This window comes from Curtobacterium sp. MCBA15_016 (assembly GCF_001865105.1).
Classification (GTDB): Bacteria; Actinomycetota; Actinomycetes; order Actinomycetales; family Microbacteriaceae; genus Curtobacterium.
Window position 1 is genome coordinate 17219 of record NZ_MJGR01000012.1, and the last position, 23294, is coordinate 40512.

24 protein-coding genes, 1 tRNA gene and 1 pseudogene are annotated in these 23294 nt (G+C 71.5%); 17 read left to right on the forward strand and 9 right to left on the reverse strand.

What is annotated here, in order from left to right; genetic code table 11:
- The first annotated feature begins 25 nt into the window (after positions 1-25).
- Positions 26-1534 (forward strand): sensor histidine kinase, encoded by a 1509-nt coding sequence (locus tag BIV03_RS05235; protein ID WP_071294919.1) that lies wholly within the window; start codon positions 26-28, stop codon positions 1532-1534.
- Between the two features lie 933 nt (positions 1535-2467).
- Here BIV03_RS05235 and BIV03_RS05240 read toward each other — a convergent pair.
- A complete protein-coding gene (locus BIV03_RS05240; protein ID WP_022904217.1) occupies positions 2468-2716 on the reverse strand; it encodes a WhiB family transcriptional regulator in 249 nt (82 codons plus the stop codon).
- A gap of 260 nt (positions 2717-2976) precedes the next feature.
- Between BIV03_RS05240 and BIV03_RS05245 the strand changes: the two genes are divergently transcribed.
- A complete protein-coding gene (locus BIV03_RS05245) occupies positions 2977-3399 on the forward strand; it encodes a hypothetical protein (protein ID WP_071294920.1) in 423 nt (140 codons plus the stop codon).
- 73 nt (positions 3400-3472) lie between these two features.
- On the opposite strand, the gene bcp is transcribed toward BIV03_RS05245, so the two are convergent.
- Positions 3473-3943, reverse strand: a complete 471-nt coding sequence (gene bcp / locus BIV03_RS05250) for a thioredoxin-dependent thiol peroxidase (RefSeq protein WP_071294921.1) — start codon at positions 3941-3943, stop codon at positions 3473-3475.
- A 93-nt stretch (positions 3944-4036) separates the two neighbouring features.
- Here bcp and BIV03_RS05255 point away from each other — a divergent pair.
- Positions 4037-4112, forward strand: a tRNA-Lys gene (locus tag BIV03_RS05255).
- A 105-nt stretch (positions 4113-4217) separates the two neighbouring features.
- Here BIV03_RS05255 and BIV03_RS05260 read toward each other — a convergent pair.
- Positions 4218-4868: a YigZ family protein gene (locus BIV03_RS05260; RefSeq protein WP_254790741.1), complete on the reverse strand. Its 651-nt coding sequence runs from the start codon at positions 4866-4868 to the stop codon at positions 4218-4220.
- Between the two features lie 84 nt (positions 4869-4952).
- On the opposite strand from BIV03_RS05260, the gene BIV03_RS05265 reads away from it, so the two are divergent.
- From BIV03_RS05265 to BIV03_RS05300, 8 genes are all read left to right on the forward strand, one after another.
- A complete protein-coding gene (locus tag BIV03_RS05265; protein ID WP_070419521.1) occupies positions 4953-5393 on the forward strand; it encodes a hypothetical protein in 441 nt (146 codons plus the stop codon).
- Positions 5390-5857 (forward strand): ImmA/IrrE family metallo-endopeptidase, encoded by a 468-nt coding sequence (locus BIV03_RS05270; RefSeq protein WP_022905932.1) that lies wholly within the window; start codon positions 5390-5392, stop codon positions 5855-5857. The genes BIV03_RS05265 and BIV03_RS05270 overlap by 4 nt, the downstream gene beginning before the upstream one ends.
- Entirely contained in the window at positions 5854-6780 is a 927-nt protein-coding gene (locus BIV03_RS05275; protein ID WP_071294922.1) for a hypothetical protein, read from the forward strand. Before BIV03_RS05270 ends, BIV03_RS05275 begins: the two co-directional genes overlap by 4 nt.
- A gap of 178 nt (positions 6781-6958) precedes the next feature.
- Complete coding sequence (locus tag BIV03_RS05280; RefSeq protein ID WP_070418512.1) at positions 6959-7171, forward strand: SCO4848 family membrane protein; 213 nt, start codon at positions 6959-6961, stop codon at positions 7169-7171.
- Positions 7172-7434: 263 nt separating this feature from the next.
- The gene (locus BIV03_RS05285; RefSeq protein ID WP_071294923.1) at positions 7435-8112 is read left to right on the forward strand and encodes a response regulator transcription factor; all 678 of its coding nucleotides are present in this window, start codon (positions 7435-7437) and stop codon (positions 8110-8112) included.
- Positions 8105-9448, forward strand: a complete 1344-nt coding sequence (locus BIV03_RS05290; RefSeq protein WP_071294924.1) for a cell wall metabolism sensor histidine kinase WalK — start codon at positions 8105-8107, stop codon at positions 9446-9448. The genes BIV03_RS05285 and BIV03_RS05290 overlap by 8 nt, the downstream gene beginning before the upstream one ends.
- Positions 9449-9496: 48 nt before the next feature.
- Positions 9497-10123: a PepSY domain-containing protein gene (locus BIV03_RS05295; RefSeq protein WP_071294925.1), complete on the forward strand. Its 627-nt coding sequence runs from the start codon at positions 9497-9499 to the stop codon at positions 10121-10123.
- Positions 10124-10237: 114 nt separating this feature from the next.
- Complete coding sequence (locus BIV03_RS05300; RefSeq protein WP_071294926.1) at positions 10238-11074, forward strand: VOC family protein; 837 nt, start codon at positions 10238-10240, stop codon at positions 11072-11074.
- Here the strand turns inward: BIV03_RS05300 and BIV03_RS05305 are convergent.
- Entirely contained in the window at positions 11046-11585 is a 540-nt protein-coding gene (locus BIV03_RS05305; protein WP_254790743.1) for a TetR/AcrR family transcriptional regulator, read from the reverse strand. The genes BIV03_RS05300 and BIV03_RS05305 overlap by 29 nt on opposite strands.
- A 138-nt stretch (positions 11586-11723) precedes the next feature.
- Here BIV03_RS05305 and BIV03_RS05310 point away from each other — a divergent pair, with 138 nt between their 5' ends.
- A complete protein-coding gene (locus BIV03_RS05310) occupies positions 11724-12650 on the forward strand; it encodes an aldo/keto reductase (RefSeq protein ID WP_071294928.1) in 927 nt (308 codons plus the stop codon).
- Positions 12651-12674: 24 nt separating this feature from the next.
- Here BIV03_RS05310 and BIV03_RS05315 read toward each other — a convergent pair whose 3' ends face one another.
- Positions 12675-12980 (reverse strand): hypothetical protein, encoded by a 306-nt coding sequence (locus BIV03_RS05315; RefSeq protein ID WP_070418517.1) that lies wholly within the window; start codon positions 12978-12980, stop codon positions 12675-12677.
- Positions 12981-13097: 117 nt separating this feature from the next.
- Entirely contained in the window at positions 13098-14723 is a 1626-nt protein-coding gene (locus BIV03_RS05320) for an amino acid permease (protein ID WP_083403214.1), read from the reverse strand.
- A 489-nt stretch (positions 14724-15212) separates the two neighbouring features.
- Between BIV03_RS05320 and BIV03_RS05325 the strand changes: the two genes are divergently transcribed.
- From BIV03_RS05325 to BIV03_RS05340, 4 genes are all read left to right on the forward strand, one after another.
- Positions 15213-16469 (forward strand): glycine betaine/L-proline ABC transporter ATP-binding protein, encoded by a 1257-nt coding sequence (locus tag BIV03_RS05325; protein ID WP_071294940.1) that lies wholly within the window; start codon positions 15213-15215, stop codon positions 16467-16469.
- Positions 16466-17443, forward strand: a complete 978-nt coding sequence (locus tag BIV03_RS05330) for a proline/glycine betaine ABC transporter permease (protein WP_071294929.1) — start codon at positions 16466-16468, stop codon at positions 17441-17443. Before BIV03_RS05325 ends, BIV03_RS05330 begins: the two co-directional genes overlap by 4 nt.
- Positions 17444-17457: 14 nt before the next feature.
- The gene (locus BIV03_RS05335) at positions 17458-18372 is read left to right on the forward strand and encodes a glycine betaine ABC transporter substrate-binding protein (protein WP_071294930.1); all 915 of its coding nucleotides are present in this window, start codon (positions 17458-17460) and stop codon (positions 18370-18372) included.
- 107 nt (positions 18373-18479) lie between these two features.
- Positions 18480-19646 carry a mechanosensitive ion channel family protein gene (locus BIV03_RS05340; RefSeq protein WP_070418520.1) on the forward strand — a complete coding sequence of 389 codons (1167 nt, stop codon included), beginning with the start codon at positions 18480-18482 and terminating at the stop codon, positions 19644-19646.
- A gap of 84 nt (positions 19647-19730) precedes the next feature.
- On the opposite strand, the gene BIV03_RS05345 is transcribed toward BIV03_RS05340, so the two are convergent.
- A complete protein-coding gene (locus BIV03_RS05345) occupies positions 19731-19922 on the reverse strand; it encodes a hypothetical protein (RefSeq protein ID WP_071294931.1) in 192 nt (63 codons plus the stop codon).
- A 93-nt stretch (positions 19923-20015) separates the two neighbouring features.
- Between BIV03_RS05345 and BIV03_RS05350 the strand changes: the two genes are divergently transcribed.
- Positions 20016-21167, forward strand: a complete 1152-nt coding sequence (locus BIV03_RS05350) for an SLC13 family permease (protein WP_071294932.1) — start codon at positions 20016-20018, stop codon at positions 21165-21167.
- Here BIV03_RS05350 and BIV03_RS05355 read toward each other — a convergent pair.
- Both BIV03_RS05355 and BIV03_RS05360 read right to left on the reverse strand, forming a co-directional pair.
- A complete protein-coding gene (locus tag BIV03_RS05355; protein ID WP_070418523.1) occupies positions 21164-22135 on the reverse strand; it encodes a magnesium transporter CorA family protein in 972 nt (323 codons plus the stop codon). The two genes, BIV03_RS05350 and BIV03_RS05355, sit on opposite strands and share 4 nt — an antisense overlap.
- Positions 22136-22202: 67 nt before the next feature.
- Positions 22203-23294, reverse strand: a pseudogene (locus BIV03_RS05360) (hypothetical protein); the annotation flags it as partial.

The window sequence follows — 23294 nt, forward strand, 5'->3', positions numbered from 1 at the left end:
AGTGGTGCGCACCTAGACTGGGCGGGTGTCGACCCTCAGTGACCTCGTCCTCGCACAAGGCCGTTCCTCCGAAGCCGACGTGGAGTGGCTCCACCTGCTCGTCGGGGACTGGCAGTTGCTCGCCGACCTGTCCTTCGCGGACATGGTCCTCTGGGTCCCGACCGCCGAGGACGGCTCGTTCGTGGCGGTGGCGCACGCTCGCCCGAGTTCCGCGGCGACGCTCTTCTACCGCGACATCGTCGGGCAGGAGATCCGCGAGGAGTGGCGCGAACAGGTCACCGAGAGCTTCGTCGGCGCGAAGGTCGTCGACTCCGCCGAGCCGGACTGGTACGAGGACACCCCGACGCGCGTCCGGGCGATCCCGGTGCTCCGGCGGCTGAGCGCGAACAGCGCCGAGACGACCGAACGCCCGATCGCGGTCGTGACGCGGCACTCGAACCAGGACGAGATGCGCACCCCGAGCCGCCAGGAGCTCAACTTCACCGCGAGCGCGAACGACCTGTTCGGCATGATCGCCACGGGTGACTTCCCCGACATCGGTGCGCCGGCCGGACCCCGACGCGGTGCACCGCGCGCCAGCGACGGCCTGCTCCGCCTCGACACGAACGGGATCGTCACGTTCGCCAGCCCGAACGGCCTCAGCGCCTTCAACCGGATGGGCTTCGAGGGCGAGCTCGAGCGGAAGTCCCTCGCCGAGGTCACGACCGAGCTCATCGGTGCGCAGCTCGACGTCGACGAGTCGCTGCCCCTGGTCGTCACCGGCCGTGCCCCGTGGCGTGCCGACGTCGAGTCGAAGGGCGTCACGGTCTCGCTGCGGTCGATCCCGCTCCGCGACCACGGCGAGCGGATCGGTGCGATCGTCCTCTGCCGCGACGTCACCGAGCTGCGGCACCAGGAGCGCGAGCTCATCACCAAGGACGCGACGATCCGCGAGATCCACCACCGCGTGAAGAACAACCTGCAGACCGTGGCGTCGCTCCTGCGCATCCAGGCGCGCCGCACTCACTCGGACGAGGCCCGGACGTCGCTGCAGAACGCGATGCGCCGCGTGGCCGCGATCGCCGTCGTGCACGACACCCTGTCGACCGGCCTCAGCCAGAACGTCGACTTCGACGAGGTCTTCGACTCCGTGCTGAAGCTCGTGACCGAGGTCGCGGCGTCGCACAACACGACCGTCCGCCCGAAGAAGACCGGGGAGTTCGGGGTGTTGCCCTCCGAGGCCGCGACCCCGCTCGCGCTCGGGCTCACCGAGCTCGTCACGAACGCCGTCGAGCACGGGCTGGACGGCCGCGACGGCGAGGTCGAGATCGTGGCGGAGCGCTTCGACGACCACCTCGACATCCAGGTCCGCGACAACGGGCGGGGCCTGCCCGAGGGCAAGGTCGGGTCGGGCCTCGGGACACAGATCGTCCGGACGCTGATCCAGGGCGAGCTCGGCGGCACCATCGACTGGCACACCCTGACCGGCAGCGGCACCGAGGTGACCATCACGATCCCGTTCCGCTGGCTGACGGCGAACCCGGGCGCCGCGTAGCGCGCTCCGCGCCCGCGCCGCGCGCCCGCCGCGGCGTCCCGCGCAACCGCCTGAAGGCGCCGCGCGCCAGCCAGGGCCGCATCGAACCACGTTCCCGACGTCGAACCACCGTCCGGCCCTGGTTCGACGTCGGTCTCGTGGTTCGTCGCGCGGCGCGCGCCGGCGCGCATGCCGCGGCGGCAGCCGTAGCATGCAGCCGCGCAACGGAAGTGCGTCCGAACCGCGCGATGCCGCGGTGTCGCCTGCTTTCCGTTGTGCGCAGGCACACGCAACCGCCTGGAGGCGCGGCGTGCGCCCGCCAGGGCCGCATCGAACCACGTTCCCGACGTCGAACCACCGTCCGGCCCTGGTTCGACGTCGATTCCGTGGTTCGCCGCGCGGCGCGCGCGCCGGCGCGCCCGCCGCAACCGCAGCCGCAGCGGGCGGCCGCACAACGAAAGTGCGTCCGAACCGCGCGATGCCGCGGCGTCGCGTGCTTTCCGTTGTGCGCAGGCACACGCAACTGCCTGGAGGCGCGGCGTCGCGTGCTTTCCGTTGTGCGGAGGCACGCGCAACTGCCTGGAGGCGCGGCGTCGCGTGCTTTCCGTTGTGCGGAGGCACGCGCAACCGCCTGGAGGCGCGGCGTGCGCCCGCCAGGCCCGCGTCGAACCACGTTCCCGACGTCGAACCGCCGTCGGGCCCTGGTTCGACGTCGGTTCCGTGGTTCGCCGCGGCGGCATGCGCAGAGGGCGGCCGCACAACGGAAGTGCGTCCGAACCGCGCGATCGCGCGGCGCCGCGTGCTTTCCGTTGTGCGCAGGCATGCGCAACCGCCTGGAGGCGCGGCGCGGCGCGGCGCAGCCGCCCCCGCGCGCGGCGCAGCCGCGCCCCGCGCACGACGACGCCCGCCGGCCCCGAGGGGGCGGCGGGCGTCAGGCGCGCAGCAGGCGCCGGGTCAGGAAGCGCGGCGAGCGCGGGCGGCGCGACGCTTCAGCGCGCGGCGCTCGTCCTCGCTCAGGCCACCCCAGACACCGGAGTCCTGGTTGTTCTCGAGGGCGTACTGCAGGCACATCTCGGTGACCGTGCAGCGAGCGCAGACCGACTTGGCCTTCTCGATCTGATCGACGGCCGGTCCGGTGTTCCCGACGGGGAAGAAGAGCTCGGGGTCCGCGGTGAGGCAGGCTGCCTGGTCACGCCAGTCCATGTGTGGTGCTCCTTGAAATCGATGCTCGAACGGCAGGCCGGGGCCGTGGTTCGGGGATCGGAACGCTGAGCATGCGCGAGGCACGAGGGGACACCCGTGGGGGAGGAGTCCGCTGGAAGCGAGTCTGACGCCCGCAGAACGCTCGGGGGAGGAGCGTCGAACCACGGGAGACGCACACCACATCGTGCCGTCCAAACGACCTCGAATATCGTTCCATACTGGTAGGGCCAAATCAAGGGTTCCGACGCTGGAGGAATGCTGTGCCCGACACCACCCCGACCGAGCCCGACCACGTCGAGCGGCGGTCGCCTGCCCTCCTGGCGCTCCTCGTCGTCGTCGGACTCGAGTTCGCCGCCCTCGTCGTCGTGACGATCGTCCTCATCGTCGAACTCATCGTCGCGCCGGCCACGAGCATCGCGTCCGGGATCGCGCTGACGGTCCTCGCGGCCATCGCGGCGCTCTGGCTCGGCTCCCTGTTCATCGGCCTCCGCAACCGTCGTCCGTGGGTGCGGTCCGGGATCATCGTCTGGCAGGTGCTGCAAGGTGCGCTCGCGATCGGGGCGTTCCAGGGCGTCTTCCGCGTGCCCGCCGTCGGCTGGTTCCTGCTCATCCCCGCGCTGCTGGGCATCACGCTGGTGCTGTCGCGACCGGTGACGGACGCGCTCGCCCGACCGGTCGAGTAGACGGTCCTGATCCACGGACGGGAGGCGCGGTGCCAGCTGGCACCGCGCCTCCCGTCCGTCGATCAGTCGGGTCTCAGACCAGGCCCAGCTTCTTCCGCAGGCTCGCCACGTGCCCCGTCGCCTTGACGTTGTAGAGCGGCAGCTGCACGGTGCCGTCCTCGTCGACCACGATCGTGGAGCGGATCGTGCCGGTGACGATCTTCCCGTAGTTGTTCTTCTCGCCCCAGGCGCCGTACGCCTTGTGCACGGCGAGGTCGGGGTCGCTCAGCAGCGGGAAGGTCAGGGCCTGCTCGTGCTGGAAGGTCTTGAGCGCCGGCAGGTCGTCCTTCGAGACGCCGAGCACCTCGTACCCGGCGGCCTGCAGCGAGGACATGTTGTCGCGGAAGTCGCACGCCTCCGTGGTGCACCCCGGCGTCGACGCTGCCGGGTAGAAGTACACGATGACCTTCTTCCCACGCAGGGCCGAGAGGGAGTGCTCGGTGCCGTCCTGGTCCGGCAGGGTGAAGTCGGGGGCGGTGTCGCCGGCGGCGAGACGGTCGGTCATGGGGCTCCTGTTCGTGGTCCGTGCCCCGAGTGGTCAAGAGCACGCGAAACCCATGCTATTGTTGTTTCCCGTTGCAGCACGGAAGCGCAACATGCACCTCTAGCTCAATTGGCAGAGCAACTGACTCTTAATCAGTGGGTTCTCGGTTCAAGTCCGAGGGGGTGCACCAGCAAGGCCCCGACTCATCGAGTCGGGGCCTTCGTCGTTCCCGGCGTGCGGTGCCGCACGGTGAGACACGCCCGGAGTGCGATTCGGCCGCGACTCCGCGTGCGGATCAGTCGGCGGAGACGTCGACCACGCGCTCCTCGCCGACCACCGGGTCGAGCGCTCCCGCCGAGGTCGCGGCGAGGTCGGCACGCAGCGGTTCGATGCCGTCGCCCGGCACCCAGAGCTCGAACGTCGCGGCGGCGCCGTACGCGGGGTCGCCGAGCGTGGCTCCGTGGTGCCGGACCCAGTCGCGCAGCACGTTGTCGATCCGGCCGGCGTCGGCGTGCGGGACGTCCACCGTCACCCGGGTCAGTGCACGCCGGTGCACGAGCGTCGCGCGGTCGAGTGCCTCGGACACCGAGGTCGAGTAGGCACGGACGAGGCCGCCGGCGCCGAGCTTCACGCCCCCGAAGTACCGCGTGACGACCGCGACGACGTCGGTCAGCCCGCGGCGTCGGAGCACCTCGAGCATCGGGACGCCGGCGGTCCCGGAGGGTTCACCATCGTCGCTCGACCGCGCCTGGTCCCCGAGCACGCCGGTGACCATCGCGGTGCAGTTGTGCCGGGCGTCCCACCGCCGGCGGCGGACCTCGGCGATCACCCGGTCCGCGTCCGCGACCCCGGACACCGGCGCCACGGTCGTGATGAAGCGCGACTTCGTGATGACGATCTCGTGCTCGACCGAGGCGGCGACCGTGGACGGGTACGGCGTGCTCACACCGTCGAGGCTAGCGAGGTCCTCGTCGGCGGCTCGCGCTACCATGTCCTGCACGACGTGCGGCTGGGGAGGAGTCCGATCGACATGGCGACAGCAGATCCGAGGGGTGGCGTGCTCGACGCCGCGGAACTCGCGCGCCGGCTGAACCTCCTCCTCGACTTCGAGGAAGCGCAGCGCGGCGCCCCCGTCCCGTTCGCGGCGATCGAGGAGTACGTGGCGGCCCAGGGTGGCTCGCTGTCCCGGGCGAAGTGGACGTACATGCTCTCCGGCGACGGCCGTCGCAACCGTGACACCGGGCTGCTCCGCCTGCTCGCGGGCTTCTTCGAGGTCGACGAGCGCTTCCTGCTCGAGGACAGCGACGTCCCCGAGCGCATCGGCGCCCAGCTCGCCCTCGTCCGCTCCCTCCGATCGGCACGTGTCAGCGGCTTCGCCGCCCGGACCTTCCCCGGTGAGCTCTCGCCCGAGGCGCTCCGTCGCATCGCCGAGGTGCTCGAGGAGGAGTCCGCCCGGGGGAGCGTCGCATGAGCGCACCGACCGACCTCGTCGAGGCGTTCTGGGCGCGTGGTGCGGCCGAGGGGTGGTCCGACGTCGACCAGGCCGTCGCCGCCGCGGCCGAGGTGGTCGGCAAGCCGATCGTCGTCCGCGAAGAGGCGTTCCTCGCCGCCGAGCCCGTGTGCGGCTTCGTGGCGACGCTCGAGCGGCAGCACCTCGTGATGATCTCCCCGACGGCCTCGCGGACGTTCCGGTCGTTCGTCATCGGCCACGAACTCGGCCACATCCTGCACCGCCACCAGGACCACGCCCCGCAGGCGGCCTACATCCGCGACGTCATCCCGGACCTGCCGGAGTACAAGGTCGAGCGGGCACTCGCCCGCGGGCTGTTCTCGAACGAGTACGAGCACGAGGCCGAGGTCTTCGCCGACCGGCTCGCCGGGCTCATCCGCGGCCACCGCGACCGTCCGAGCGCGTTCCGCGGGGTGTTCGGGTGATCGTCTCCCTCGTCCAGGCGCTGCTCCTGATCGCGGGCACGGTCACGCTGTTCGTCCTGCAGCGCGGGCAGGACCGCACGCTCGCGGTCACCTTCCTGTTGTTCGCCGCGACGATCGTCACGAACGTCGACCCGCTGTACCGGTGGCTCGATCCGCTGTTCGGCGGGTTCAACGTGGTCACGGTCGTCAGCGACTGCCTGATGGTCGCGGGGACGAGCACCCTGCTCTGGGGTGTGTCGAAGGCCGTCGGTGCCGCGCGGCCGTGGCTCCGGAACGCGATCGTCGTGACGTGCGCGGTCGTCGTCGTGGTGGTCATCGTGGCGTTCACCGTGCTCGACAAGCCCGCGACGACGACGACCTTCATGCTCGACGCCGGATCGCACCCGGCAGCGACGGTCTACTCGATCGCGCAGACGGTCTACCTCGGGGTGGCGCTCGGCGCGACCGGACTCATCTGCGTCCTGCACCTGCGCGAGGCCCGCACCACCACCGACCTCGTCGGCCTGTGGGTCCTCGTGCTCGGTGGGGTCCTCGGTGTCGTGCGGATGGTCGTCGTCGTGGTGATGGACCTCGCGCACGTCCTGGGCGACCTCGGCCTCACCCGGGCCCTCGCGCTGCCCTACGACGTCACGACCCCGGGTGCGGTGATCTGCGTGTCGTCCGGGATGCTCCTGCTCGTCATCGGCCACCAGGTCTCCCGTCGTCGGCGCTCCCGTCGGGTGGAGACCGCCCTGTGCGCCCTCACGCCGTTGCACGCGCGGATCGGCACCGACAACGCCTACCCCGACTCCGGCGATCCGGCGACGCGGCTCAGTCGGCTCATCGTCGAGATCAACGACGGCGCCCGTCGCGCCCGGCAGTCGCTGAGCGAGTCGGAGCAGCGGGCCCTGGCCGACGCCGAAGCGGCCCTCGACGCGGCGTAGCGCCAGTCGTTACCAGAACGGGACATCGATCCCACTGGATGGGTCGACGTCGTCCGGGCCGCCGTGTAGGGTCTGTAGCAGGTGCTACACGCGATGTGGCAGCACGGGGTGGGACTCGGCCGCGTTGGGGGCGGCCGAGCACCACCGGCCCCGTGCCCGCGGTGTCTAGGATCGTCGGGTGACCGTCTTCGCAGCCCTCGTCCTGTTCATCGGTGCCGTCTTCAACGTCGTCACCTGGCCCCGCTTCTTCCAGCGGGTCGCGAAGGACTCCCGGGCGCGTGACGCCGCCGGCAAGCCGACGACGTTCTACACGGTGCACCTCGTGCTGCTGCTCATCGCGCTGGCGATCGCCGTCGCGGCCGTCGTCGCGGGGATCCTCCTGCTCGTCTGAGCCGGTCCCGACCGGCCTCGCCGGCCCGGTCGGCTGCGAGCGTGTCCGTCGCCGAGGGAGCAGGATCGGCGCTGGTACCGTCGCCGCCGGAGGCCGGGCCAGAACCCGAATCCGTCCCGGGACCCGGCGACGACGGGGCTGTGGACGTGACCCGGTGCCGGCCAGGAGGCGCGGTGCGGGCTCGCACCGCGCCTCCTGGCCCGCGACCGGTCGCGTCCAGGACGCTTCAGGCCTGCTTCAGCGGCGCACGGCAGGATCGGGGCATGCGTGTCCTGGTGGTCGACGACGAGGTGCGGCTCGCCGACGGCGTCCGTCGCGGGCTGGAAGCCGAGGGGTGGGCGGTCGACGTCGCCCACGACGGCGTCGACGGACTGTGGCACGCCCGCGAGTTCGGCTACGACGCGATCGTGCTCGACCTGATGATGCCCGGGCTCAGCGGCTGGGCCGTGTGCGCGCAGCTCCGTGCCGACGGCGACTGGACGCCCGTCCTCATGCTGACGGCGAAGGACGGCGAGTGGGACCAGGTCGAGGCGCTCGACGCCGGGGCCGACGACTACGTGACGAAGCCGTTCTCGCACCCCGTCCTCGTGGCGAGGCTGCGTGCCCTGGTCCGCCGTGGTGCGCGCGAGCGCCCGGCGGTCCTGACGCTCGGTGACCTCGTCGTCGACCCGGCCGCCCGGACGGTGTCCCGGGCGTCGACGCCCGTCGAGCTGACGAGTCGGGAGTTCGCCGTCCTCGAGTTCTTGGCGCGCCGCGCCGGCGAGGTCTGCTCGAAGCGCGACGTCATCGAGAACGTGTGGGACGTCGACTTCGACGGCGACCCGAACATCGTCGAGGTGTACGTCGGACACCTGCGTCGCAAGGTCGACCGGCCGTTCGGTCGCACCGCGATCGAGACCGTGCGCGGCGCCGGCTACCGGTTGGCGGCGGACGGTGGCTGACGGCGGCCGCCGGCGCTTCCGGTCCGTCCGGGCGCGGACCACCCTCGGGGCGGTCGTCGTCGTGCTCGCGGCGCTGCTCGTCGGCGCGGCGGCGTTCGTCGTCGTGCTGCGCCTCGTCCTCCTCGACGGGGTGCGGACCACGGCGGAGTCGGGGCTCGAGCAGGCCTCGGCTCGTGTCGAGGCCGACGGCGCCGGGGTCGTGAGCGGCTACGAGGACGTCCTCGTGCAGGTCGTACGGGACGACGGGTCCGTCCTCGCCCACGGGGACGACGCCGATCCACCGGCGCTCCCGACGGCCGACGAGTCCCGCTGGACCCACGACGGCGAGCGGTGGCTGCTCGTCGCCGACGACGTCGACCTGCCCGGCGGCGGGGACGCGACGCTGGTCTACGGGGTCTCCCTCGACCAGACCGACGCCGCCGTCGGTGCCGCGGTCGCGCTGCTGGCCGTGGGCGTCCCGGTGCTCGTGCTCGTGATGGGGGCCGTCACGTGGGTGGTCACCGGCCGGTCGCTGCGCCCGGTCGAACGCATGCGCACCGAGGTCGAGACGATCCGCGCGGCACGACCGGACGCCCGGGTCGCCGTCCCGGACACCGGCGACGAGATCGCCCGGCTCGCCACGACCATGAACACCATGCTCGACCGGCTCGACCGTTCCGCCGCGGGGCAGCGGCGGTTCGTCTCCGACGCCTCCCACGAGCTGCGGTCGCCGATCGCGACCATCCGCCAGCACGCCGAGGTCGCCACGGCGCACCCCGACCGCGCCGACGTCGTCGAGCTGTCCGAGGTGGTGCGCTCGGAGGCGCTCCGGCTGCAGGACCTCGTGACGGGCCTCCTCGAGCTCTCGCGGCTCGACGAGGGCGACGTGGGCGTCCGGCGTCCGGTGGACCTCGACGACCTGGCGCTCGACGCCGTGGCCCGGGCGCGTGGACGGCTCGGCGGGAGCACCGACGGGTCGATCCGGGTCGAGGGGTCCGGGATCGGGCCTGCCCGTGTCCTCGGGGACGAACGGCTCCTCGCCGCAGTGGTCCGCAACCTCGTCGACAACGCCGTCCGGCACGCCGAGGGTCGGGTCGTCGTCGCGCTCGCCGAGCAGGACGGACGCGCCGTCCTGACGGTGGACGACGACGGGGCGGGCATCGCCCCGGCAGACCGTGACCGCGTGTTCGAACGTCTCGTCCGGCTCGACGAGGCGCGCAGCCGGGACGCGGGCGGCGCGGGGCTCGGCCTCGCGATCGTCCAGGACGCAGTCCGGGCACACGGCGGGGACGTCGTCGTGACGGACTCGCCCCTCGGCGGCGCCCGGTTCGCGGTCCGCATCGCACTCGGCGGCTGACCAGGGGGCTTCAGCCGTGCTTCAGCACCCGCCCGGCACCCTGGTCGCATGAACGCACTCCGCACCACCACAGCCCGCTCCACCCGTCGTGTCGCCGGAATCGCCGCCCTGCCGCTCGTGGCGTCCCTCGCCCTCGTCGGGTGCTCCACCGCGCAGTCCGACGGGGCCTCGTCCACGACGTCGTCGTCGTCCTCGTCCGGATCGGCGTCCGGCGGCGCGACCGCTGCGTCCGCCACGTCGAACGACGCCCTGCGTGCCGCCGTCGCCACCGCCCGCGACGCCGTGGGGTCTGGCACCGTGATCTCGGTCGAGCAGGAGCAGAACGGCACCGCGTACGAAGTGCTGGTCGTCACCGACGACGGCACCGAGCACGAGGTGCACACGAACGAGGCCGGCACGGCGGTGTCCGGATCGCCGCGCACCGAGACCTCGGACGCCGACGACCGGGCCGAGAACGAGCGCTTCACGGCCGCGGCCGACCTGACCGTGGACGACGCGGTCGGCCGGTTCGAGGACCTGCACGCCGGCACGATCACCGAGCTCGGGCTCGACGACCACCTCGGGAAGGTCGTCTGGGAGGGCGACGTCCGCGACGCCTCGGGCACCAAGCACAGCGTCCGCCTCGACGCGGGCACCGGCAAGGTCGTCACGGACGAGGTCGACACCGACGACTGAGGCGCGGGCGCGGGCGCGGCCGTGGGCGCGAGCGCGGGCGCGGGCGCGAGGGCGTCGGTGGTCCGCGGTAGACCTGGGGCATCCGGCCACGCGCCGGCTCACCCGGGAGCGACGATGACCGACCAGACCCCGCGCACGTACCCCCAGGGCGTCCCCAGCTGGATCGACGCCCGACAGCCGGACCCGGATGCGGCCCAGGCCTTCTACGGCGGGCTGTTCGGCTGGGACTTCGAGGAGCGACTCCCGCCGGGGGCGCCGGGCTCCTACCGCATCGTGTCGATCGACGGGCACGAGGTCGGTGCCGTCGCGTCGAGTGACGAGCCGGCCACGTGGCGCACGTACATCGCGGTCGACGACGCCGACGCCGTGGCCCGTCGCGTCACGGAGCTCGGCGGCACCGCTGGTCCCGCCGAGGACGCCGGACCCGGGGGAGCGGCCGGCCGCAGTGTCGACTGCGTCGATCCCCGTGGTGCCGCGTTCGGGCTCTGGCAGGCGCGCGCCCGACTCGGCGCGCAGCACATCAACGCCCCCGGTGGGTGGGTGTTCAGCGACCTCCGTTCGACCGATCCGGAGCAGGCGATCGGGTTCTACGAGCAGCTCTTCGGCTGGCAGGTCTCCGGCATCGAGGAAGGCCCGAGCGCGATGGTCCGGCTGCCCGGGTACGGCGACCACCTCGCGGCGACCTCGGACCCGGACATCCGCGAACGCCAGGTCGGCACGCCCGAGGGGTTCGCCGACGTCATCTCCGCGCTCGCCCGGCTCGACGCCGGTGCCGACGACTGGCACGTGTCGTTCAGCGTGGCGGACCGCGACGGTGCCGCGGCGCTCGCCGAACAGCTCGGCGGCCGGGTGCTGGGCTCGTGGGACGGCTTCTGGACCCGGGCCGCGGAGCTGCAGGACCCGCAGGGTGCGACGTTCCGCGTCACGCAGTTCGCGCCGCAGGACGGCTGAGTCCCGCCACGAGGATGTCGAGCAGCCGGCCCGTCTGCGCGGCGTCGACCGCGTCGCGGGTGGAGAGCAGGATGCCCACCAGTGCGGCCGTGACGTCGTCGGCGAGCAGTTCGGCACGGAGCGAGCCGTCGGCGGCCCCGGCGTCCAGGAACCGCTGCACCGCCGCGTTCACCCGCTCTCGGGTCCCCGCGGCCTCGGCTGTCCCGCGCAACGCCCCCGCCCGCACGGTCTCGGCGAGCCCCCGCTTCGTGACGACGAACTCGGCGTACCGGCCGGCGAAGGCCCGGAAGGCGTCCGCGGCGCTCCCGGAGCCGGTACCGGGGGTGAGGAGCTCGTCGACGGTCGCGAGCGCCGCATCGAGCTCGGCGCGGTAGACCGCGGCGATGAGGTCCTCGCGCGTCGGGAAGTTCCGGTACAGCGTCCCGATCCCGACGCCTGCGGCCCGTGCCACGGCCTCGAGCGACGTGTCCTCGCCCTGCGCGGTGAAGGCCGCACGCGCGGCGTCCACCACCCGCTGGCGGTTACGCGCGGCGTCCGCGCGAGGTCGCCGAGCGTTCGTCACGGGATCGCTGGACAAAGCGGAGGCTCCTCCGGTTATGCTGATCGAAGCGGAGGTTCCTCCGTTTCGATCGACACTACCGGAGATGACATGCACGAGGAACAGTCACGGCGCCCGGGTGGCGCCTCCACGCTCGGCGGTCGGACCGTCGGACGGATCGGCTACGGGGCGATGGCACTCGAACGGTTCACCGACGACCGGCAGGCGGGCGTGGCCCTGCTGCACCGCGCCCGGGAGCTCGGCGTCGACCACGTGGACACCGCGGACTTCTACGGAGACGGCGTCGCGAACGACGTGATCCGGCGAGCGTTCGGGGCCGATGACAACGTGGTCGTCGTGAGCAAGGTCGGTGCCGTCCGGGTCGCCGCACCGGTGCCACTCGCCCTCGCGCAGCGTCCGGAGCAGTTGCGCGCTCAGGTGCACGCCAACCTGCGCAGCCTCGGCCGTGAGCGCATCGACGTCGTGAACCTCCGCCGAGCGGACACCGGCCCCGGTCTGCTGGCCGAGGGGGACCAGCTCGTGGACGTCGAGGACCAGCTGGCGGAGATGACCGCGATGCGCGACGAGGGGTTGATCGGGGGGATCGGTCTGAGCGCCGTGTCCGGCGAGGTGCTCGAGCGGGGGCTCGCGGCCGGGATCGTCTGCGTGCAGAACGCCTACTCGCTCGTGGCCCGTGAGCACGAGGCGCTGCTCGACCAGTGCATCCGGGAAGGGATCGCGTGGGTGCCGTACTTCCCCCTCGGCGGGGCGTTCCCGGGCCTCCCGAAGGTCGTGGACGAACCGGTGGCCGTGCGGATCGCGGACGAGCTCGGCGTCACTCCGGCGCAGCTCGGACTCGCGTGGCTGCTGCAGCACGCGCCGGACGTCCTGCTCATCCCCGGGACGTCGGACGCCGGGCACCTGGCCGAGAACCTCGCCGCGGGTGCGGTCCGGTTGGACGAGTCACAGGTCGCCGACCTCGACGCGGTGTGGGGACGTCGGCTCGCGGACGGTACAGCCCACCCGTCCTGGCCGTGAGCGCCCGCCGGTCGGCGGTGGGCGTCAGGACGCGGACGGCAACGGCGCGCCCAGGGCTCGACGCAACGCCAGCCCGGCGACCTGCTCGTCCGTGGTGTCGAGCAGCACCCGGTAGGTCTCCCCGGGCGTGACGAACTCGACGCACACCGCGTCGAAGTCGCACGGTTCGATCCGCCACCCGCGCACGGACTCCATCGGCACCGGCGTCAGCGCGTCCCGCTCGTAGCTGGTCTCGGCGGCGACGCGGTCGTCGAACACCCGGACGCGGCCGAAGGTACCGCGCCAGGTGAGCTGGAGGTCGAGCGTGGGGGAGACAGATGGGTCCGGCACCCGCCGATCGTACCGACGGGTGCCGGACCCTCCTGCACGCCCCGGGCGCGCTGTTTCGCTATCCGGACACTCCGCCCGTTCGCCGGTCGAGCCGACGGACGGGGGAGCGGCCGGCGATCAGGCCCGGTGGTCGTCCGACCCGGCGTCCGGACCAGCGGACGCATCCGTGGACCCGGTCGAGGAACCGTCCGTCGCTGCGGTCGAGGAGCCGTCCGTGCCGGAGCCGCTCCGACGCACCTGGTTCGCCGGGTCCCGACCGGTCACCGGGTACGGACCCGTGATGCCCGAGCGGAGCGAGGCGATCCGGAGGATGCGGTCGCGCTGCAGGAACCAGCCGAGGATGAGCAGCGGGATGACGATGATGAGCGACGCGATCGTGTACGTGCCGATCGGGTAGTCGATCGCCATGAGCACGATGACGGTCGCGAGGAACACCAGCGTCAGCCAGGACGTGTACGGCGCGCCCGGCAGCTTGAACGACGGCTCCTTCGCGAGCCCCTGCTTCGCCCACGACCGCAGCTTCATCTGGCAGAGGATGATCGTGCCCCAGGCGGTGATGATCCCGAGGCTCGCGATGTTCAGGGCGATCTCGAACGCCTGCCCGGGGACGAACAGGTTGAGGATGACGCCGACCAGCGTGAACGCCGAGGTGAGCAGGATGCCGGCGAACGGCACGCCGCCCTTCGTCATCTTCGTGGTCCACTTCGGCGCGGAGCCGTTCATGCCCATCGAGTGGAGTGCGCGTCCGGTCGAGTAGAGCCCGGCGTTCAGCGACGACAGCGCCGCGGTGAGGACGACGAAGTTCATGATCGAGCCGACGACCTGGCCGACCTGCGGGTTGCCGATCGACGAGAAGAAGGTCACGAAGGGGCTGACGCCGTCCTTGTACGAGGTGTACGGCAGGAGCAGCGAGAGCAGGACGACCGACCCGACGTAGAACACCGCGATGCGGAAGACGACCGAGTTGATCGCGCGGGGGATGACCTTCTCGGTGTCCTGCGTCTCGCCGGACGCGGTCCCGACGAGCTCGATCGCGGCGTAGGCGAACACGACGCCCTGCACGACGAGGACCGCCGGGAGCAGGCCGGTCGGGAAGAGGCCGCCGTTGTCCGCCCAGATGCTGAAGCCGGTCCGGACCGTCTCGCCGCCCGTCTCGACGGGGAACGCGAACACGAGCCACACGAGCGCGACGATGAGGAAGGCCACCAGGGCGGCGACCTTGATGATCGCGAACCAGAACTCCAGCTCGCCGAACACCTTCACGGCGACGAGGTTCGCGGCGAGCACGACGACGAGCGCCGCGAGGGCCAGCGCCCACTGCGGGATCGCGCGCGGTCCGGCCCAGTAGTGCAGGTAGAGCGCGACCGCGGTGGTGTCCACGATCGAGGTCATCGCCCAGTTGAGGAAGTACATCCACCCGGCGGCGTACGCGAACTTCTCCCCGAAGAACTCGCGGGCGTACGAGATGAACGACCCGGACGACGGACGGTGCAGCACGAGCTCACCGAGTGCCCGGAGGATGAAGAACGCGAAGATGCCCGCGATGAGGTACACGACCGCCAGGGCCGGCCCCGCGGTGTGCAGGCGACCGCCCGCGCCGAGGAAGAGCCCCGTGCCGATCGCGCCGCCGATGGCGATCATCTGCAGTTGCCGGGGCTTCAGCCCGTGCTGGTAGCCCTCCTGCTCGTGCGAGAAGTCGTTCGCGGGCGCGCGGTCCACCCCGGTGTCGTTCTGCGCTGTCATGCGCGACACGCTACAGGTGCGTCGAACCGGGGTGGCACACAACCATGCGAGTCTCCTGAAAAGTAACGAGCCGGTCACGATCGCGATCCCCGGACCGATGGGCGACACGCCGTGAACGGGGTACACCGGTGCCGGGATTCCGGCGGACCCGGATTCGCGCCGGGGGACAAGCGTCGATAGCCTTGAACGTCCCTTCAGGGGACACCGACGATCAGGACGCGTCCACCGCAGCAGCACGGCGGGGGCCGTACGGTCGGCTGGACCGGGGTCGTCCCGAGTACGACCCCCGCGTGCGTGATCGCTCGCCCTGCGCCGTTGCGCGGGCTCGATGCGATGCCGCCGAACACGGTGCCGGGCGACCCGTCCGCAACCACCGGTACCGCCGTGCGCCGTCCTCGCGCCGCGGTCCCGCGAGGAGCACCGTTGACCATCGCACCACCCCAGGACCGGCGTGCCGTCACGCCGGACCACCCCACCGACGTCCCGGCCGTGCGCGTGCACGGCGCCTACAAGGTCTTCGGCCGCCGACCCGGTGAAGCGGTCCGCCGCCTGGCCGACGGCGCCACCCGTGACGAGGTCCGTGACCTCGGCTCGGCAGCCGTCATCGACGCGTCCTTCGACGTGCGTCCCGGCGAGATCTTCGTCGTCATGGGCCTGTCCGGCTCGGGCAAGTCGACGCTCATCCGCATGCTGAACGGCCTGCTGGAGCCGACCGCGGGCAGCGTCGAGATCGGCGGCCGGACGGTCACCAAGGCGACGCCGAAGGAGATCCGCGAGATCCGACGCACCAGCGTGTCGATGGTCTTCCAGCACTTCGCGCTGCTGCCGCACCGCACGGTGCTCGAGAACGTCGCGTACGGCCTCGAGGTCAACGGCGTCGACAAGGCCACCCGGCTCGCCAAGGCCCGCGAGGTCATCGGCCTGGTCGGACTCGACGTCTGGGCGGACGCCAAGCCCGACGAGCTCTCCGGCGGCATGCAGCAGCGCGTCGGCATCGCCCGCGCCCTCGCCGCGGAGACCGACGTCCTGCTGATGGACGAGGCCTTCAGCGCCCTCGACCCGCTCATCCGCCGCGAGATGCAGGAGCAGCTCGTCGACCTGCAGCAGCGCCTCGGCAAGACGATCGTCTTCATCACGCACGACCTCAACGAGGCGATGTTCCTCGGCGACCGGATCGCCGTGATGCGCGACGGCCGGATCGTGCAGATCGGTTCGCCGGAGGACATCCTCACCGACCCCGCGAACGACTACGTCGCCCAGTTCGTGCAGGACGTCGACCGCGCCCGCGTGCTCACCGCGTCGAGCGTCATGGAGCCCGCACGTGCCGCGGTCCCGCTGACCGTCGGCCCGCGTGGCGCGCTCCGGACCATGCGCGACCTGCAGACGGCCGCGGTCTTCGTGACCGGACGCGGCCGGAAGCTCGAGGGGTGGGTCCGCGACCGGCACGTGATGCGCCAGGTCAAGGCCGGCGACACGAACCTCGACGCCATCGTCAACACCGAGTACGCCCGGGTCGCGCCGGAGACCGCGCTGACCGACCTGTTCGAGCTCGCGGTGGAGTCGCCGCTGCCGATCGCGGTCGTCGACGACGAGGGACGCCTGCTCGGGGTCGTCCCGCGCGTCACGCTGCTCGCCGCCCTCGGCAACGTGCCGACGGCGACGATGCCCATCCCGGTGCTCGAGCCGGTCACCCGCATCTCCGACTCCGACATGGACTCGACCCTCGCCGAAGGAGACCACGCATGATCACCCCCGGAACCAACTCCTTCGGCGACTTCCACCTGCCCCTCGGCACCTGGGTCGCAGCGATCGTCGACTGGATCACCACCTACCTCTCCGGCTTCTTCGACGTCGTCCGCTACGTGTTCACGTGGATGGACGCGTGGATGGAGTACTTCCTCTCCACGCCGCCGTTCTGGGTGGTCGTCGCGATCCTCGTGGTCCTGGCGTTCGTCGCGAAGGGCTGGAAGCTCGCACTCGGCGCCGCCGTCGGTCTGCTCTTCATCGTGAGCGTCGGCCAGTGGACGAACGCGATGGACACCCTCGCCCTCGTGATCGTCGCCGCGGGGCTCGCTGTCGTGTTCAGCATCCCGCTCGGCATCTGGGCCGCCCGATCGGACACCGCCAGCCGGATCATCCGCCCGGTGCTCGACTTCATGCAGACCACCCCGGCCTTCGTCTACCTGATCCCGGCGCTGCTGCTCTTCCGCGTCGGCGTCGTCCCCGGCATCGTCGCGACGATCGTGTTCGCGATGGCTCCGGGCGTCCGGCTCACCGAGCTCGGCATCCGCGGGGTCCCGAGCGAGGTCGTCGAGGCCGGCGCCGCGTTCGGGTCGAGCCCGTGGCGCATCCTCCGCCAGATCCAGCTGCCGCTCGCGAAGGCCAGCATCATGGCGGGCGTCAACCAGGTCATCATGCTGTCGCTCTCGATGGTCGTCATCGCCGGCATGGTCGGCGCCGGGGGACTCGGCGAGCAGATCGTCGCCTCGCTGAACCGCATCGACGTCGGTCTCGGTGCGGAAGCCGGCCTGTCGGTGGTGGTGCTGGCGATCCTGCTGGACCGCCTGACCGCAGCGCTCGGCGGTGACTCGGGCCGCGCCTCCAGGCTCTTCGGACGCGGAAAGCGGAAGCCCACCGCGACCGCGACGCCGAACGCGGCGACCGCCCAGACCGCCGCCACCACCGAAGCGGTCACCGACCGCCAGACCGTCGACGCGTGAGGAAGGAACAGATCATGAAGCGAACCAAGCGCACCCTCGCGGCCGCCGCGCTCGCCGCCGCCACCGCCCTCGGCCTGTCCGCGTGCATGCCGCCCGGGTACTACGGCGCCTCCGGCACGCTCGACAACGGCGACCAGAAGTCGATGCACGTCGTCGTCTTCAACGGCTGGGACGAGGACACCGCCGCGAGCTACCTGTGGAAGCACGTCCTCGAGGAGAAGGGCTACGACGTCCAGCTCACGAACTCCGACGTCGCCCCTGCCTACACGGGCCTCGCATCCGGCGACTACGACGTCGTGTTCGACACCTGGTTGCCGAACACGCACAAGGAGTACATGGACACGTACGGCAAGGACCTCACGGACCTCGGCGCGTGGAACGAGCAGGCGTCGCTCGAGCTCGCCGTGCCGGAGTACTCGGACATCGACTCGATCGACGAACTCACGGCGAAGGCCTCGGACTTCGGCAACAAGATCGTCGGCATCGAGCCCGCGGCCGGCGAGACGAAGGTCGTGCAGGACCAGGTGATCCCGAAGTACGGCCTCGACGGGATGGACTTCATCACGAGTTCGACGCCGGCGATGCTCGCCGACCTCAAGGCCGCGATCGCGAAGAAGGAGGACGTCGTCGTGACGCTGTGGCGTCCGCACTGGGCGTACGACGCCTTCCCGATCAAGGACCTGGAGGACCCGAAGGGCGCCCTCGGCAAGAACGAGGAGATCCACACCATCGCCAAGAAGGACTTCGCCGACGAGTTCCCGCAGGCGTCGAAGTGGATGGAGGACTTCGCGATGGACTCCGACACGCTCTACTCGCTCGAGAACGCGCTGGTGAACAGCGGTGCGAAGACGAGCGAGTACCCGGCGATCACCGCGAAGTGGGCGTCCGAGCACCAGGACTACGTGGACTCGCTCACCTCGACGAAGTAGCAGCAGTCCCTGCCAGGAGGCGCGGTGCCGGTCCGGCATCGCGCCTCCTGTCGTGCGGGTGGTCGCGTTCCTGAACGACGTCCGTCGTCCACCGCTTCGATGGAGGGATGGACATCCTCCTCCGGCTCCTCGTCGCGATCGGCGTCGCGCTGCTCGTCACCGCCGCCGCCGCGCTCGTCCTGCACCTCGTCTTCCGCGCACTCGCGCGGCGGGAACGCTGGGCGGCCGTGCTCTCCCGACGCATGAAGCACCCGTTCCGCACCGAACTGCTCGTCGTGCTCCTCTGGGTCGCGTTCGTCACGAGCGTCCCGAACCGGCCGGACGCCTTCCCGTGGCGCGCGCCGGTGTCGCACGGCTTCCTCATCGCCACGATCGCCGCCGGCACCTGGCTGGCGTGCCAGATCGCGATCTTCCTCGAGGACCTCGGCCTGCACCGCTTCCGCATCGACGTCCCGGACAACCGGCAGGCCCGCCGCATCCGTACGCAGGTCCTCGTGATCCGTCGGCTGACCGTCGCGGTCCTCGTGATCATCGGCATCGGCGCGATCCTGCTGACCTTCCCGGGGGTCGAGGCAGCCGGGGCGAGCGTGCTCGCGTCGGCGGGGCTCATCTCCGTCATCGCGGGCCTCGCAGCGCAGTCGACGCTGGGCAACGTCTTCGCCGGCATGCAGCTCGCGTTCTCCGGGTCGATCCGTGTCGACGACGTCGTCGTGGTCGAGCAGCAGTGGGGGCGGATCGAGGAGATCACCCTCACCTACGTCGTCGTGCACCTGTGGGACGACCGACGCTTCGTGCTGCCGTCGACGTACTTCACGAGCACGCCGTTCGAGAACTGGACCCGGACCAACAGCGAGCTGCTCGGTGCCGTCGAGCTCGACCTCGACTGGCGGGTCCGGCCGGGGGAGATGCGGGCCGAGCTCGACCGGATCCTCGACCGCACCGAGCTCTGGGACCGCCGGGTGAAGGTCCTGCAGGTCACCGACGCCGTGCAGGGGTCCGTGCGTGTCCGGGTCCTCGCGACCTCGCACGACGCCCCGTCCCTGTTCGACCTGCGCTGCTACATCCGCGAGGAGCTCGTCGACTGGATCCAGCGGACCCACCCCGACGCGCTGCCGGTCCAGCGGGTGCTCATGGTGGACGAGGTCGCGGCGCCGCGACGGCGTGCGGCGTCGACCGCCTCGGAGTCCGCGCTGTTCACGCCGGACCAGGACGACCGTGCGGCGCTCTTCACGGGGCCGATCCAGACCTCGGACATCCCGCGGTCGGAGCGCTGACCGGCCGGCCCCGGAACAGACGGACGGGAGGGACGGTGCCAGCTGGCACCGTCCCTCCCGTCCGTCACCGGGTCGCGTCGCGGTCTACGGCTGCTTGGCCTTGACGGCGCGGTCGTCCTCGACGACCGTGCCGATCGCCACGAGCGTCGTCGCGATCCACGCCACCCACGTCAGCGCGAGGCGCCAGTCACGCGGGCCCTGCCGCGTGGTCTGCAGCACGCTGTAGCCGCTGATGATCGAACTCCACACCGCACCGCTGAACATGAACTTCCGCACGGGTTCCTCCTGTCGTCGTCCCGTCAACGCTACCGGCCAGTACATTGGAGCGCCGCCGGACGCCCTGCCCGGCGCACTCGTGGAGGAGTCGTCGTGCGCCAGGCCGTCATCGGGGGAGTCCTGCTCGTGGTGGGCGCGGTGTGCGTCGCCCTCGGGCTGCTCCCACTGTCCGACCTCGCCGAGCTCGCCGACCGGGTCGTCCCGGTGCTGGCCTTCGTGCTCGGACTCACCGTCGTCGCCGAACTCGCGGCGGACGCCGGGGTGTTCGACCGGCTCGCCGACGTCGCCGCACGGGTCGGGGGCGGTCGGACGATCGGGCTCTGGGGCGCCGTGGTCGTGCTCGCGGTCCTCTGCACCGTGTTCCTGTCGATCGACACCACGGCCGTGCTCCTCACCCCGATCGTCATCACGCTCGCCCGGCGGGTCGGACTGCCGCCGATGCCGTTCGCGCTGACGACCGTGTGGCTCGCGAACACGGCGTCGCTGCTGCTGCCGGTGTCGAACCTGACGAACCTGCTCGCCGTCGACCGCATCGGGCTCGACGGGCCGATCCCGTTCGCCGGACTCATGGTGTGGGCGGCGCTCGCCGGTGTGGTGGTCCCGTGCGCGGTGCTCCTCGTGGTGTTCCGCGGCAAGCTCTTCGGCCGGTACACGCCGGTCTCGGTCCGGGCGGCGACCGACCCGGTGTTCTTCTGGTCGGCGTCGGCGGTGCTCGTCGCGCTGGTGATCGCCCTGACCGCCGGCGTCACGGTGTGGATCGCCGCGATCGCCGCGGCGGTCGTGCTCGTGGTCGTCGCGGCCTTCCGGGCGCCGTCGGAGCTCAAGCCGTCGCGCGTGCCGTGGTCGACGCTCGTCTTCGCGGCCGGGTTGTTCGTGGTCGTCGAGACGCTGCACACGACCGGCATCACCGACCCGATCGTGGCTGCGCTCTCCGGTGGCACCGGGACGGGGTCGCTCCTGGTGCTCGGCGGTGCCGGCGCGCTGGCGGCGAACGCGATCGACAACCTGCCCGCCTACCTGGTGCTCGAGCCGGCCGCCGGGCACGAGGCCCTGCGCTACGCGGCGCTCCTCGTCGGGGTGAACGCCGGCTGCCTCATCACGCCGTGGGCCTCGCTCGCGACGCTGCTGTGGCACGCACGACTGTCGTCCGAGGGCGTCCACCTGTCGTGGGGGCGGTACATGGCGCTCGGGTGCATCGTGGCACCGCTCACCGTCGTCGCCGGGGTCCTCGCGCTTCGGCTCTAGAGCCAGTCCTTCGCCTTGAATACCCGGTACAGCGTCAGCGATGAGGCGATGATGAGCCCGAGGGAGAAGTAGAGCCCGCTCCACTCGCCCATTCCCGGGAACTTCAGGTTCTGGCCGAAGAACCCCGTGATCGCCGTCGGGATCGCGATGATCGCCGCCCAGCTCGTCACCTTCTTCATGACCGTGTTCTGCCGGTTCGACGCCAGGTTGAGGTTCGTGTCGAGGACGCTCGACACCGCGTCGCGGAGCTGGTCGACGGAGTCGGTGATCGACACGAGGTGGTCCTCGACGTCGCGGAAGTAGGGGCGGATGCCGTCCGAGATCGTCTCGGCGTCTCCGTGCAGCAACGAGGCGACGCTGTCCCGCGTGGGGACCACCTGACGGCGCAGGACGCCCAGGGCCTTGCGGAGGCGGAACGATCGCCGCTGGATCTGCTTCTCACGCGGGGTGCCGTGCTCGAAGAGGTCCTCCTCGAGCGCGTCGATCCGGCGCTCGATGTCCTCGACCGTGTTCGTGGCGTGGTCCGTGACCGCGTCGAGCAGGCCCCACATCAACCACGGGACGCCGTGGTCGGCGATGTCCGTGGTCGCGTCGAGCCGGCGCTCCATGGCCCCGGTGTCGACGTCGCTGCCGTGGATCGTGACGAGGGCGTGCTCGGTCACGAAGGCCTTCACCTCGTGCGTGGTGAGGTCTCCGGCGTGGTCGAGGCCGCCCACGTCGTAGACGACCAGGAAGAGGCTGTCGCGGTACCGGTCGAGCTTCGGGCGCTGGCCGCGCTCGACGGCGTCCTCGACCGCGAGCGCGTGGATGCCGAGCTCGGCCTCGACGTGCTCGAGGTCGGACGGCTCGGGGTCGGTGTAGTCCACCCACACGAAGGTGCCGTCCTCGGCGATGAGCTCGGAGATCCGGTCGACCGGGAAGTCCCGTTCCGCCGCGGTGCCGTTCCGCCACGCCCGTGTCATGACCATGGGGTCGAGCCTAGTGAGACGGCCGACCCCGGGACTCCAGGGTCGGCCGTGCAGGCGGTACGGGCTCTCAGTACGCCGAGACGAGCTTCCCGTCCTCGACCTTCAGGTAGACGTCCACGTCGAACGTGTCCTCGCTCTTCTGCGCGTCGCCGAAGTAGTCCGTGTACGAGTACCCGATCCTGCCGTCCGCGGTGCTGGTCACCTCGACGAGTCCGCCCCCGGAGGACTGCACCTCGAGATCCGGCTTCGACCGGACGTCGTACTGCACCGCGCCGTCCGCGTCGTACGGGCCGTACCAGGGGCAGCCGTCCGCGTAGCTGATGTCGGTCTTCGCCGCGCAGTCGTCGATGAGGTCCGACACGTACTGCTCGGCGTCGGTCTCGAGCTCCTTCGTGGGCTTCGCCTCGAAGTCGGCGTACGGCGAGCTCGACGACCCCACGCGGAGCGTCTCGGTGCCGCCGGTGAAGTACTCCGTGCCGCCGACCTCGACCTGGTAGCTGCCGGGGTAGGCGAGCGACGTGAAGGCGCCGTTCTCGATCTCGCCCACCTTCTTGCCGCCGATCGTCACGTCGGCGCCCTCGAGGACCGTTCCGGCCGTGATGGTCACGCGGTCCGTGAGCGGCTCCGTGACGCGCCACTCGTCCTTCACGAGGAACGACGTGCCGGTCCGCTCGAGGACGATCTGGCCGGAGCGCTGCGCGTCGCCCTGCCGGAAGGTGACGTTCGCGTACGCGGTGTCCCCGCTGGTCGACACCCGGCCGACGCGGACGTCGGTGGGACGGTCCTTCGCGCTCTCCAGCACGGCGGAGTCGAGCATCGAGGCGTCGCCGGTCACCTCGCTCAGGCTCGCCGCGGTGTCCGCGTCGCCCTGCGCGATCGCGTCGACGTACGACCGGGCCGTCGGTCCGGGGCCCCAGACGGTGGTGCGGAGCACGCCCGTGGTGATCGCTCCCGCGACGACGACCACGACGACCGCGCCGCCCGCGACGAGGGAGCGCACGAGGACCCTCTTCGCGTGCGGGGACATCGGCGCGGGGGCGGGGGCGCCCTGGCCGACGAAGGGCTGGCTCGGGTGCGGCTGGCCGACCGGCGCACCGGGCTGGACGGACTGGACGGGCTGGTCCGGCTGCGACGGGTCTGCCGGGGCCGCCGGGGCCGC